This is a genomic window from Pseudomonas sp. MNR3A, assembly GCF_009650575.1.
GTDB lineage: Bacteria > Pseudomonadota > Gammaproteobacteria > Pseudomonadales > Pseudomonadaceae > Aquipseudomonas > Aquipseudomonas machongensis.
This window is the reverse complement of record NZ_VZZS01000028.1, coordinates 1-12,174: the sequence shown is the minus strand read 5'-3', so window position 1 is coordinate 12,174 and position 12,174 is coordinate 1. Positions and strand designations below refer to the sequence as shown.

Sequence of the window (12,174 nt, the reverse complement as noted above, 5' to 3'; positions counted from 1 at the left end):
CCACTGTCGACCTCTTTTGCAAATGGATCCTGCACATGGCTGTTCCCGTCTCACCGTCCCTCTTCCCGCGCAAGCTGGCCATCGCCCTCCTGGCGCTGCTGGCCTGCTCGTTCGCCGGCAACCACATCGCCGCACGCATCGCCTTCGATGACGGCACCGGCGTGCTGCTGGCGATTCTCTGCCGCTCGGGCATCACCTTCCTGGCCCTGGCCAGCCTGGTGCTCTGGCAGCGCCAGGCCGTCGGGCTGCCCAGCGGCACCCGGCGCTGGCAATTGCTGCTGGGGCTGCTGATCGCCACCCAGAGCCTGTGCCTGTACTCGGCGGTGGCGCGCATCCCGGTGGCGTTGGCACTGCTGGTGGGCAACACCTTCCCGATTCTGCTGGCGCTGCTCAACTGGGCGCTCAACGGCATACGTCCAACCGGGCGCACAGTGATGTTCATGGCCCTGATCCTCTGCGGCCTGGTGCTGGCCCTGGATGTGCCGGGGCGCCTGGCCGACAGTGGCGCGAGCAATCCGCACTGGACCCTCGGGGTCAGCCTGGCCTTCTGTGCCGCCTGCGTGTTCGCCTGTGCGTTGTGGATCACCGACAACAAGCTGGCCGCTGTGCATGGCCCGGTCCGCAGCCTGCTGACCTTGCTGATCGTGTTCACCAGCATGCTGGTGGCAGGCGCTGGTGGTTGGGTGCCGGCGGGCCTGTCGTTGCCGGGCAGCGCAGGTGGATGGATGGCCCTGGCCAGCCTGGTGGTGCTGTACGGGGTGGCATTCACCCTGCTGTTCGTTTGCGTGCCACGGCTGAACATGGCGCAGAACGCGCCAGTGATGAACATCGAACCGATCGCCACCCTGCTGCTGGGATGGGCCCTGCTCGACCAACAGTTGAGCGGCCTGCAACTGCTCGGGGGGGCGGTGGTGGTCAGTGGCATCGTGCTGCTGACGTACCGCCGTCAGCCCGCGGCGAAATGATCACGGCCCTGCCGGAGAACAGCGCAATGACCGAACTGCACCTGCAGGACCGCCTGACCCGCCTCACCCTGGCCCCCGCGCTGGGCGCCAGCCTGGTCAACTGGCAGGTCAAGGCCACCGGCCAGGCGTTGTTGCGCCACAGCGACGCCGCAGCACGCGCCAGCGGCTCACCCCGGCGCCTGGCCTGCTATCCGCTGGTGCCCTGGTCCAATCGCATCGCCGCAGGCGGCTTCACCCGCCCGGACGGCTGGCAGGCCCTGGCCGCGAACACCGACCACGATCCCTACCCGATCCACGGCAGCGCCTGGCAGCAACCGTGGCGCGTGGAGCACCACAGCCAGCGGCGAGCACGTCTGATCCTCGACAGCCAGCAGCCCTTTGCCTACCAGGCAATGCTGGATGTGCACCTGCACGAGGGGCGTCTTGACCTGGAGCTGCACGTCACTCACCTTGCCGCTCAGGCGACCTGGCACGGGCTGGGCCTGCACCCGTACTTTCCGCGGTATCCGGACACCCGCCTGCAGGCGTCCGCCAGCCAGGTGTGGCTTGGCGAGACCGGTGAGCTGCCATCACGGCTGGCACCCATCCCGCAGGCCTGGCGCTTCGACAGCGCCAGCCACCTGCCACCGACCCAGATCGATCACGCCTTCGCAGGCTGGACAGGCACGTGCACCATCGAACAACCCGACGCGGGTTATCGCCTGGAATGCCAGGCCACCGGCGCCGAGCACTTTCTGTTGTTCTGTCCGCAGGATCGCGACTTCTTCTGCTTCGAGCCGGTCAGCCACCCGATCAACGCCCATCACCTGCCCGGGCGACCGGGGCTGCGCTTGCTGCAACAGGGCGAGCAGGCCAGCCTGGGTTTGCGCCTGCGTTATCTGCCAGGCTGACGGACAGTCAGTCCAGGCCCTTGGCGCGCACGTCGGCGGCAAGCATGTCGATGAACGCGCGCACCTTGGCCGAGCCGTACTTGCTCTCGCGGTGCAGGATATGGATGGGCCAGGGCGCCTCCTCGAAATCGGCGAGCACCACCTGCAGGCGACCGCTGGCGATCTCCTCGACCACTTGGTAAGACAGCAGCCGGGCGATACCCAGGCCTGCGCATGCTGCGGCAATGGCACCGTCGTTGCTGGTCACGGTCAGGCGAGGCTTCATGCGCACCATGGTCGGCTCGTCGGTCAGCCCGAAGCGCCAGCCTGCACGTGGCGACAGGTTGGTGGTGGCGATCACCACATGCTCATGCAGTTCGGAGGGGTGAGTCGGTACGCCGTGCCTGGCAAGGTAATCGGGCGAGGCGCAGAGCATGCGCCTGACCTTGCCCACACGCAGGGCCTTGAGCCCGGAGTCGGGCAACTGGCCGATGCGCACTGCCACATCCATGCCCTCCTCGACCATGTTCACCACCCGATCGAGGAAGTAGGCCGACACGTCAACCTCAGGGTACTGCTGCAGGTAACGCACGATGCTCGGCATGACGAACTTCTTGCCGAACAGGATCGGCGCGGTCACCGCCAGTTCGCCCTTGGGCGTGGCATTGACCCCGGCAGCCGCCTCGTTGGCCTCGGCGATACTGGCGAGGATGCTGCGGCAGTCTTCCAGATAACGGCCACCGGCCTCGGTAAGGCGCACGCTGCGGGTGGTACGCAGCAGCAGCTTGACCCCCAGGCGTTCTTCGAGGGCGCTGACCGCACGGGTCACCGCAGCGGGCGACATGTCCAGCCGCCGTGCCGCGCCAGCGAAGCTTTCCAGCTCGCCGACGGCGACGAATACCTTCATCAGGTGGATGTGGTCCATGCCCTGCCCTTCTGCCTGGAAACGATGTGCGATTATTTCAGCAGCCGGGGCGAATGAGTAGGTCGGGATGAGTGATGACCTGCGGCAGCAGGTAACTGGCCTCACACTCTGCAGCACAGGGCAGCGCCGGGACATCGAGCGTGTCGATATCAGGGCAGCTGTCCCCAGGCCACGCGGCATACGGCTCGAGCGGTTCGACGACGTTCATCACTCATCTCCTCTCGCGTGGATCAGGCCTCGGCCTGCAGCCCTACTGCAGTGCGCGGCATCGCCACGAAACCGTCCAGTGCCTCGATCCGCGCCAGCCACGCTCGCACATTCGGGTAGGCCTCCAGCGACACGTTGCCTTCCGGCGCATGGGCGATATAGGAGTAGTTGGCGACGTCGGCGATGCTCGGCTCGCTGCCGGTGAGGAACGGCGTCTTGCCCAGCTCAGCGTCCAGCACCTTGAGCAGGTTGTGGGCACGACCGATGACTTCGTCGGCATTGAAGCCTGCACCGAACACGGTGATCAGCCGGGCAGCGGCAGGTCCGAAGGCGACGGGGCCGGCGGCGATGGACAGCCAGCGTTGTACACGGGCTTCGCCGGCAGCGTCCTGGGGCAACCAGCGGCCCTGGCCATAGGTCTTGGCCAAGTAGACGAGGATGGCGTTGGAGTCGCCGATGACGGTGCCGTTGTCGTCGATCACAGGCACCTGCCCGAACGGGTTGAGGGCCAGGAACTCAGGCTTTTTCTGCTCGCCCTTGGCCAGGTCGACGAAGATGACTTCCGGCTGCAGCTTGAGCAGCGACAGCATCAGCAGGGCGCGATGAGCGTGGCCGGACTTGGGGAAGTGATAGAGCTTGATAGGGTTGGACATGGTCTGGACTCCGGTTCAAAGGGTTGAGGTCTGAGCGCCGGTATCCAAGAGTGGCGCTGCTGGAGTGAATCCTGCACCTGTTCGCCGTTCAACAGAATCCGTGTGGCCAGCAATCCATAATTTCGCTGATCGGAATAATACAAGCTCTGCGCTGCCTAAAACCCGGTGGGAGCGGGCTTGCCCGCGAAGCAGCCGCGGCAATACATGTCAGCGGTAGCAGGTCGATGGCCACCGGTTGCTCTGAGTCTCGACTTCGCCATGAAGCGCCAGTGATCAGTTGCGTACCAGCTTCTGATAGCGATACAGACCGCGGGCCGCCTCGATCACGCCTGGCACGCAGGCCTGATGTTCGTCGAAGCTCATCGCATCGAGCAGCTCGAAATTGTCTTCCAGGCCATGCAGGGAAATAGCCTTGAGCAGGGCGTCCTGCTGCGCTGGCAACTCGCTCCACTCGGCAACCTGGGTGCCGCGCATGTAGCCGAAACACCACTCTTCGAGAATGATCGCTGGCCCTTCCTCACCCTCGCTTTCCTCGAACAGCGGCTCGAAGCCGTCGAGGTTCTCGGCCAACTGCTCGGCGACCTGGTCGGCGTAGCGCAGCATCAGCGCAGTGTAGGCTTCCTCGTGGGCGGGCTTCTTGAACTTGGGCACCTTGCCGCCGGCAACGGCTGGCAGCCATTGCTCGGGATTTACGCTGACAGGGGAGCTGGCCAGCGCAGTGAAGAAACCGTTGAGCTCGGCGAGGTTGAGTACCGAGTAATCGTTGCCGTAGGTGATCAGGAGGTCTTCGAGGCGGTGGAGTTCTTTTTCGCTGAGCGGCGGGAGCATGGTGCAGGTGTCCTGAAAAGCGGATGTGCGTGCACCCTAGCACAGGGAAAAATAAGGTGAAGCGTTTGTTGCCCGCCACAATGCAATCGCGGGCAAGCCCGCTTCCCCAACCTGCCGGGAAGCCGACTTGCCCGCGAAGACACCTCAGGCCTTACACCGCCAGCGCGCGCTCACGCAGCTCGCTGTTGAGGATGCGGTCGTTCTCGCTGTAGTCGACCGGGCAGTCGATCACATGCACGCCTGGGGTCTTGATGCAGTGCTCGAGCAGCGGCAGCAGGCCTTCGGCGCTTTCCACGCGGTGGCCATTGGCGCCGTAGGCTTCGGCGTACTTGACGAAGTCCGGGTTGCCGTAGTCCAGGCCGAAGTCGGTGAAGCCCATGTTGGCCTGCTTCCAGCGGATCATGCCGTAGCCGTCATCACGCAGGATCACCACGGTGATGTGCATGCCCAGACGTACGGCGGTTTCCAGCTCCTGGCTGTTCATCATGAAACCACCGTCGCCGCACACCGAGATCACCGGGCGGTCCGGGTACACCAGGTGCGAAGCCATCGCCGACGGCAGACCGGCGCCCATGGTCGCCAGGGCGTTGTCCAGCAGCACGGTGTTGGGCTTGTGCGCCTTGTAGTTGCGGGCGAACCAGATCTTGTAGATGCCGTTGTCCAGCGCGACGATGCCTTCGGAGGGCAGCACGCGACGGATGTCGGCAACCAGGCGCTGCGGGTAGACCGGGAAGCGGTCGTCGTCGGCACCTTCGGCGATCTGCGCCTCGTTGGCTTCACGGATCGCCATCAGGCGGGTGAAGTCCCAGTGCGAGGTGTCGGTCAGCGCTTCACTGATCTGCCACACGGCGTTGGCAATGTCGCCGATCACTTCGACCTGGGGGAAGTACACGGCATCGACTTCGGCGGAGCGGAAGCTGATGTGAATGACCTCGGTGCCGCCACGGACCATGAAGAATGGCGGCTTCTCGATCACGTCGTGGCCGATGTTGATGATCAGGTCAGCTGCTTCGACAGCGCGGTGTACGAAGTCACCGGACGACAGCGCCGCGTTGCCCAGGAAGCGCGGGTGGCGCTCGTCGACCACGCCTTTACCCATCTGCGTGGTGATGAACGGGATGCCGGTCTTGTCGATCAGCTGCTTGAGGACCTTGGCGGTCATCTTGCGGTTGGCACCGGCACCGATCACCAGGATCGGGTTGCGGGCGTTCTGCAGTTTCTGCACGGCGGCTTCGATGGCCACGTGCTCGGCCAATGGGCGGCGGTGCAGGCTGCGCGGGATCGGCAGTGCGTCGGTCTGCTCGGCAGCGATGTCTTCAGGCAGTTCCAGGTGCACGGCACCGGGCTTTTCTTCTTCGGCCAGGCGGAAGGCCTCGCGCATGCGCGCCGGGATGTTGTCGGCCGAGGCGAACTGGTGGGTGTACTTGGTGATGGGGTCCATCATGCCGCACACGTCGATGATCTGGAAGCGGCCCTGCTTGGACTTCTTGATCGGCTTCTGGCCGGTGATCATCATCATCGGCATGCCGCCCAGATACGCGTAGGCACTGGCGGTCACCAGGTTGGTCGCACCAGGGCCCAGGGTCGACAGGCTGACGCCGGTCTTGCCGGTCAGGCGACCATAGGTGGCGGCCATGAAGCCTGCGGATTGCTCGTGGCGGGTCAGTACCAGCTTGATCTTCGACTTGCGCAGGGATTCGAGCAGGTCGAGGTTCTCCTCGCCGGGAATGCCGAACACATACTCGACACCTTCGTTTTCCAGGCATTGCACAACGACATCGGCGGCCTTGGCCATCTTGCTTGTTACCTCAATTGATTGGACGTGGGTGGAGTCCAGGGACGGTCAGCGCGGTGCGCTGACATCGGTCTGCCCGGTGGCCAGCAAAGCCCCCCGAACAAAGCCTTGACGCAGGCAACGCTCGACAAAGTCACGTACGAATGCAGCCGAATTGTCGCAGCCCCTCGGAACAGCCATGGCCTGACGGATCGCGGTGAACGCACCGTCGAGCACACGGTAGCGTGGATCAGTGTCGGCGACCTTCTGCAAAGGCTGGCGCACACCTGCGGCGGCGTCGAGGTTTTCTTCGACAAACAGATCGACGGCTGCGGCGGAGGTGTCGGCGCGGCACAGTTCGGCATGCTGCAATGTGCGGCTGAGGTAGAGGTCGTAGGCCGCGCCTTTGCCGACGGCCAGGCGCAAGCCGGTTTGGTCGAGTTCGTCGACGTGCTGGAAGGGAGCGTCTTTCCTGACCAGGTAGGTGCCCTCGATCAGCACGTAGGGCTCGCTGAAGGCGATCTGCGCCTCGCGCACCGGTTCGATGGCGAGGAAAGCCAAGGTCCAGGCGCCCTCCTCCAGCGCGGCGAACACCTTGCCCGCAGCGTCGAAGGTACGCATCTCAAGGCGCACGCCCAGTTCTGCGGCCAACTGCCTGGCCAGGGCGACCGAGACGCCCTGGGGCTCGCCATCAGGGCCGCGTTGGGCGAGGACCGGGTTGCCGTAGTTGATGGCAGCACGCAGGACGCCATCGGGGGCGAGTTCTTCGAGGACGGTCTTGGGGATAGTGAGAGTCATTGGAACTCCGCTGGGCTATGAGTGGGATTGATGATTACAGCTACTGGCTGTGGGACCGGGCTTGCCCGCGAAAAGGCCCTCACCGATCCGAGCATCAGCTCAGGCAGAAAAGACCATGCACACCGGGCTGCCGGTGGACACCGAGAAACCGGTCTGGCGCAGCCTCCCCTGCTCGGGATCGACGGCGAAAGCCACGATGCTGTCACTGTCTTCGTTGAGCGCGAAGAGGAAACGCTGATTGGGGGTGAGGGCGAAGAAGCGTGGGGTCTTGCCGTCGCTGGGCTGCACTTCGACCAGGCTCAGCAGGCCGCTGGCGACATCGACCGCATACACGGCAAGGCTGTCATAGCCGCGGTTGGAGGCGTAGACGAAGCGCCCGCTGCGGTCGATCTCGATCTCCGAGGCACGGCTGTTGCCGGTGTAGCTCGAGGGTAGCGAGGAGAGTATCTGCAACGGCTGCAGCGCACCGCTGCGGGGGTCGAAGCGGTAGGTGGTGACGGTCGAATCCAACTCATTGATCACATAGGCGAACGGCGCCTTCGGGTGCAGCGCGACATGACGCGGGCCGGCACCTTCGCGGGTAGTGACGAAAGGCTGCTCGGCGGGATGCAGTCTGCCGTTGTCGAAGCGAAAGGTGAATATCCGGTCCAGCCCCTTGTCCGGCACCAGGACAAACTGGCCCGAGGCATCGAAGAGGTTGAAGTGCGGCTTGGCAAAGGTCTGCTCGATGCGGTGCGGGCCGATTGGCCCCTCGAGCTCGAGTAACTGGTTGAGGGTGCCGAGGCGGCCGTCCTGTTCGACATCGAGCACGGCAAGCGTGCCGGTGATGTGGTTCGAGACCACCAGGAAGCGCTCGCTCGGGTCCAGTGCCAGGTGCACCGGATTCTTGCCTTCGCAGCGCTGTCGGTTGAGGAACGCGAGCCGACCAGTGACCTTGTCGACGGTGAAGGCGCTGACCTCGTCGAGGTCGCCATGCACCGTGTAGAGACGATCACCAGCTCGATTCAGCGCCAGGAAGGACGGGTTGACCAGATCGCCGACGACCTGGACCTGCTCCAGGCTGCCGTTGGCCTGATCGAGGCGGTACACGGTGATGCCATCGCCGCGGGCGTTGCGCTCCCGGGTGGTGCGCGAACCGACATAGGCGTACATAGGGGTCGTTCTCCCAGTTGCGGATAGGTGGATCACCTGGCTGGCTGCCCATGGTCAGTGACGCGGAGCTGCCAGGCAAGTCCGCGCCCTGTTCAACCGTTCGTACCGGGGGCCTCAGCCGCGGGTGCGTTGCACCACCTTGCGGATGACGTAGGGCAGCACACCGCCATTGCTGAGGTAGCGGATCTCCTGCTGCGAGTCGAACCGTGCGATGAGCTCGGCCTCATCGACACCGCCATCGACGCGGCGCACCTGCAGGCGGATACGGTTGTCACCGACCCTCAGTTCGTCGAGGCCGATGAAGTCGAACTGCTCGCTGCCGTCGAGCTGCAGGTCTTCGACGCCCTGCCCTGTCGGGAACAGCAACGGCAGCACGCCCATGCCGATCAAGTTGCTGCGGTGGATACGCTCGATGCTGCGCGCCACCACGGCTCGCACGCCGAGCAATGCCTGGGCCTTGGCCGCCCAATCGCGACTGGAGCCCGCGCCGTAATTGATACCGGCGAACACCACCATGGGGGTACCGGCATAGCTCTGCGCGGCTTCGTAAAGCGGCAGGCACTGACTGTGGTCGGCATTCCAGGCCCAGGCGCCGACGCCTGGGTGGGTGTCACCGAGCAGACGGTTTTTCACCGACTTGTTGGTGAAGGCACCGCGCAGCATGACTTCGTGGTTGCTGCGCCGGGTCGAATACTGATTGAGGTCCTGTGGTTGTTCGCCGCGAGCCAGCAGCCACTGGCCAGCCAGGCTATTGGCGGGAATCGCGCCGGCCGGAGAGATATGGTCGGTGGTGACGTTGTCCCCCAACACCATCAACGAGCGAGCATTCTCGATGGCCAGGCTCGCCTTGGGTTCGGCCTGGATATCGGCCAGGTACTGCGGGCGGCGCAGGTAGGTCGAGCGCGCATCCCAGGGGAACTGCACGCTGCCCTCGGCCGAAAGGGCCTGCCAATGATGGGTGCCGTCCCACACCGTGGCCAGGCGCTGCTGGAAGAACTCGGGCTTGACCACCTGGGCCACCAGCGCCTGCACTTCGTCATCGGGGGGCATCAGGTCGTGCAGGTGAACTGGGTTACCGGCGCTATCCTGACCGAGCGGTTCGCGGGTCAGGTCGATATCGATGCGCCCAGCAATGGCGAAGGCGATGCACAGTGCAGGCGACGCCAGGTAGCCTGCAGGTACCTTGGGGTTTACCCGACCTTCGAAGTTGCGGTTGCCCGAAAGCACCACCACCCCCTTCAGGCCTTGATCGGCAAAGGCCTCGACATGCGTCTCGAGCTTGCCGGAGTTGCCGATGCAGGTCATGCAGCCGAACCCGGCCAGGTCGAAGCCCAGGGCGGAGAAGTCCTGCAGCAAGTCGGCTTCGCTCAGGTAGTCAGCCACCACCCGCGAACCAGGCGACAGCGAGGTCTTCACCCAAGGCTTGCGCTTGAGCCCCAAGTGCCGCGCGCGACGGGCCAGCAGACCGGCCTGGATCATCTGCGCGGGGTTGGCGGTGTTGGTGCAACTGGTGATGGCCGAGAGCACTACGGCGCCATGGTCGATGGCCTCGCCGAAGCTGGGCTCGAGGTAGCGATTACCGATCAGCTCGCTACCGCCCAGCACCTGTTCACGGAACGACTCACCGGCGCGCGACAGCGGCTGACGCTGGTGCGGCTGGTAGGGGCCTGCGACGCTGGGCTCGATGCTGGCAAGGTCGAGATCGATCAGTTCGTCGAACTCAGGCTCCGGCAGGTCGTCGCGGCGATAGAGCCCCTGCACCTGCAGGTAGGTGGCGGCCTGCAGGCACAGCTCGGCGGAGCGACCGCTGAGCTTGAGGTAATCGAGGGTCTGGTCATCGAAGGGGAAGAACACGACGGTGGCGCCATACTCGGGCGCCATGTTCGATACGGTGCCACGCGCAGCCCAGCCGAGGTTCGATAGACCCGGGCCTGTGAACTCGACGAACTTGCCCACCACCGAGCGCTGACGCAGGATCTCGGCCACGTGCAGCGACAGGTCGGTGGCGGTCACCCCAGGGCGTAGGGCGTTGCTGACGCGAATACCGATAACCTGGGGGAAGTTGATCGGCACCGGCTCCCCCACCATCGCCGCCTGCCCTTCCAGGCCACCGACACCCCAGCCAAGCACGCCGATGGCGTTGATCATCGGCGTGTGGCTGTCGGTGGCGACCATGTCGTCAGGGTGCAGCAAACGCTGACCCTCGGCGGTGCGGGTTTCCCACACCACCTTGGCCAGGGCCTCCATGTTCATCTGGTGGATGATGCCTGTACCCGGTGGAATGACAGCGAAATTGTCCAGGCTCTTCTGCGCCCATTTGATGAAGCGATAGCGCTCGCTGTTGCGACGAAAATCGATCTCGAGGTTCTGCTCCACCGCATCGGCTTCTGCGTAGTGTTCGACGATCACCGAATGGTCGATGGTCAGCACCGCAGGAATCAGCGGGTTCATCGCCGCCGGGTCACCGCCCTGTTCAGCGACCACATCACGCATTCCAGCAAAATCGGCCAGGGCCGGCAGGCACGTGGTGTCGTGGAACATCAGGCGGTTGGGCTGGAATGGCACCTCGCAGTCCGGTCCATCGCCGATGGCGCGGGCAAGCACGGCATCCAGCGCCTCGGGAGCGCAGCGCGCCACGTTCTCCAGAAGGATGCGGATGGCGTAAGGCAGGCGTTGCAGTTGGGTGGGAGCCAGCAGTTTCTTGAGATCGAGGTAGGTGAAGCGATCCTGGTCGATCTGCAGGGGGCTCATCAGGTGGGCATTGTCGATCATGCGCGTGTCGCTCGGCTTCTTGTCGTTGTCATGTCGTCGTCCAGGCGACGACGCTGCAGGTCGGCCAATGCTAGGCGCTGGAGCGCGGAGTGAAAATTGATCGATTACCACGTCAGCGTTCTCCATCGGAGAACGCTCGAAAGGGGTGTTATGGCTGGGAGGGAGCGCACAGGTGATCGATGAAGGTCTTGAGCGTCGGCGAGGCGATCTCGTACTTCTTGAATACCAGCAGCAATGAGCGATGGGCCCAGGGCTCCGACAAGGTCACACACTTGAGGCGATGGCTGCGCACGTAGGGCTCCACCGCGCTACGCGGCAGAACGGTAATACCTAGGCCATTGGCGACCATGCGACACATGCAGTCGAAGCTGCTGATACGGAGGCGTAGCTTGAGCGGTTGCCCCATCGTCTTGGCCTGTTCGGTGAGCAGGCCGTACAGGGTACTGTCCAGGTGCGGGCCAACGAACTCATACGCCAGCACCTCGCTGAACTGCACGGTGCGGCGCTTGGCCAGATCGTGCTCGGTTGGCACCACCAACACCAATTCATCGTGCCGGTAAGGCAAGGTTTCAAGCCCCAGAGGGGCGGTGTGCGAGGAGATGATACCGAGGTCGGCGTGATCGTCGGCGACAGCCCGGACGACCGCCGAGCCAATACCTTCCTCGATATCGAACTTGATCTGTGGGTAAAGCTGGGCGAAGCCAGCCATGTCCTGGGGCAGGAACTGCGACAGCGCCGAAGTGATGGCGTGGATGCGGATATGACCCTTGACCCCTGCGGCGAACTCGCTGAGTTCGTTGTCCAGCTGTGCCATGGTCTGCTTGAGCTGACGGGCGTAATAGAGCAGGGACTGGCCAGCAGGCGTCAACTCGACACCGCGCGCGTTGCGAATCAGAAGCGGCGACCCGATCTGCGCCTCAAGTTCGCTGATGCGCTTGCTGATCGCCGAGACTGCCAGGTGCTTGATACCGGCAGCGCGCGTCAGATTGCGTTCCTGGGCGACAGTGATGAACAGGTCCAGGCTGGTGAGGTCGTAGCGCATGCGGGCCGGGTCAGGGAGGAATAGAGGTGCACCATACCCTGTAGAGGCAGGCTTGTCCCGTGGCGTGCGCGGTGTCGGCGTGGGGGGGAGCGATGCTACCTGGCGAACGCCAGAAAGACAAAACCCCTACCTGCTCGCGCAGATAGGGGTTTTGCGAAATGAATCTTGACGATGACCTACTCTCACATG

The 12,174-nt window shown here is 64.3% G+C and carries 11 protein-coding genes; 2 read left to right on the top strand and 9 right to left on the bottom strand.

From position 1 onward, the window contains the following. Positions 1-35 precede the first annotated feature (35 nt). Both F6X62_RS18555 and F6X62_RS18550 read left to right on the top strand, forming a co-directional pair. Positions 36-965 carry a DMT family transporter gene (locus tag F6X62_RS18555; RefSeq protein WP_153774365.1) on the top strand — a complete coding sequence of 310 codons (930 nt, stop codon included), beginning with the start codon at positions 36-38 and terminating at the stop codon, positions 963-965. Between the two features lie 26 nt (positions 966-991). Further along, the gene (locus F6X62_RS18550) at positions 992-1,855 is read left to right on the top strand and encodes an aldose 1-epimerase (RefSeq protein WP_256674050.1); all 864 of its coding nucleotides are present in this window, start codon (positions 992-994) and stop codon (positions 1,853-1,855) included. 7 nt (positions 1,856-1,862) lie between these two features. Here F6X62_RS18550 and F6X62_RS18545 read toward each other — a convergent pair whose 3' ends face one another. From F6X62_RS18545 to F6X62_RS18505, 9 genes are all read right to left on the bottom strand, one after another. Then, entirely contained in the window at positions 1,863-2,759 is an 897-nt protein-coding gene (locus F6X62_RS18545; RefSeq protein WP_065861366.1) for a LysR family transcriptional regulator, read from the bottom strand. 37 nt (positions 2,760-2,796) lie between these two features. After that, positions 2,797-2,967 carry a hypothetical protein gene (locus F6X62_RS18540; RefSeq protein ID WP_153774363.1) on the bottom strand — a complete coding sequence of 57 codons (171 nt, stop codon included), beginning with the start codon at positions 2,965-2,967 and terminating at the stop codon, positions 2,797-2,799. Positions 2,968-2,989: 22 nt separating this feature from the next. After that, positions 2,990-3,619: a glutathione S-transferase family protein gene (locus F6X62_RS18535; protein ID WP_054892945.1), complete on the bottom strand. Its 630-nt coding sequence runs from the start codon at positions 3,617-3,619 to the stop codon at positions 2,990-2,992. A gap of 273 nt (positions 3,620-3,892) precedes the next feature. Beyond that, the gene (locus tag F6X62_RS18530; RefSeq protein ID WP_153774362.1) at positions 3,893-4,447 is read right to left on the bottom strand and encodes a UPF0149 family protein; all 555 of its coding nucleotides are present in this window, start codon (positions 4,445-4,447) and stop codon (positions 3,893-3,895) included. 151 nt (positions 4,448-4,598) lie between these two features. Further along, positions 4,599-6,242 (bottom strand): acetolactate synthase large subunit, encoded by a 1,644-nt coding sequence (locus F6X62_RS18525; protein ID WP_065861364.1) that lies wholly within the window; start codon positions 6,240-6,242, stop codon positions 4,599-4,601. 48 nt (positions 6,243-6,290) lie between these two features. Then, the gene (locus F6X62_RS18520) at positions 6,291-7,019 is read right to left on the bottom strand and encodes a transporter substrate-binding domain-containing protein (protein WP_153774361.1); all 729 of its coding nucleotides are present in this window, start codon (positions 7,017-7,019) and stop codon (positions 6,291-6,293) included. 99 nt (positions 7,020-7,118) lie between these two features. Continuing rightward, positions 7,119-8,171, bottom strand: a complete 1,053-nt coding sequence (locus tag F6X62_RS18515; RefSeq protein WP_153774360.1) for a lactonase family protein — start codon at positions 8,169-8,171, stop codon at positions 7,119-7,121. 114 nt (positions 8,172-8,285) lie between these two features. Beyond that, a complete protein-coding gene (acnA, locus tag F6X62_RS18510) occupies positions 8,286-10,943 on the bottom strand; it encodes an aconitate hydratase AcnA (protein WP_153774359.1) in 2,658 nt (885 codons plus the stop codon). Between the two features lie 148 nt (positions 10,944-11,091). After that, a complete protein-coding gene (locus F6X62_RS18505; RefSeq protein WP_153774358.1) occupies positions 11,092-11,985 on the bottom strand; it encodes a LysR family transcriptional regulator in 894 nt (297 codons plus the stop codon). Positions 11,986-12,174 lie beyond the last annotated feature (189 nt).

Bases quoted from the DNA above. Each gene is read 5' to 3' on its own strand.
- F6X62_RS18555 (WP_153774365.1), top strand. From the start codon at position 36: ATGGCTGTTCCCGTCTCACCGTCCCTCTTCCCGCGCAAGCTGGCCATC.
- F6X62_RS18550 (WP_256674050.1), top strand. From the start codon at position 992: ATGACCGAACTGCACCTGCAGGACCGCCTGACCCGCCTCACCCTGGCC.
- F6X62_RS18545 (WP_065861366.1), bottom strand. From the start codon at position 2,759: ATGGACCACATCCACCTGATGAAGGTATTCGTCGCCGTCGGCGAGCTG.
- F6X62_RS18540 (WP_153774363.1), bottom strand. From the start codon at position 2,967: ATGAACGTCGTCGAACCGCTCGAGCCGTATGCCGCGTGGCCTGGGGAC.
- F6X62_RS18535 (WP_054892945.1), bottom strand. From the start codon at position 3,619: ATGTCCAACCCTATCAAGCTCTATCACTTCCCCAAGTCCGGCCACGCT.
- F6X62_RS18530 (WP_153774362.1), bottom strand. From the start codon at position 4,447: ATGCTCCCGCCGCTCAGCGAAAAAGAACTCCACCGCCTCGAAGACCTC.
- F6X62_RS18525 (WP_065861364.1), bottom strand. From the start codon at position 6,242: ATGGCCAAGGCCGCCGATGTCGTTGTGCAATGCCTGGAAAACGAAGGT.
- F6X62_RS18520 (WP_153774361.1), bottom strand. From the start codon at position 7,019: ATGACTCTCACTATCCCCAAGACCGTCCTCGAAGAACTCGCCCCCGAT.
- F6X62_RS18515 (WP_153774360.1), bottom strand. From the start codon at position 8,171: ATGTACGCCTATGTCGGTTCGCGCACCACCCGGGAGCGCAACGCCCGC.
- acnA (WP_153774359.1), bottom strand. From the start codon at position 10,943: ATGATCGACAATGCCCACCTGATGAGCCCCCTGCAGATCGACCAGGAT.
- F6X62_RS18505 (WP_153774358.1), bottom strand. From the start codon at position 11,985: ATGCGCTACGACCTCACCAGCCTGGACCTGTTCATCACTGTCGCCCAG.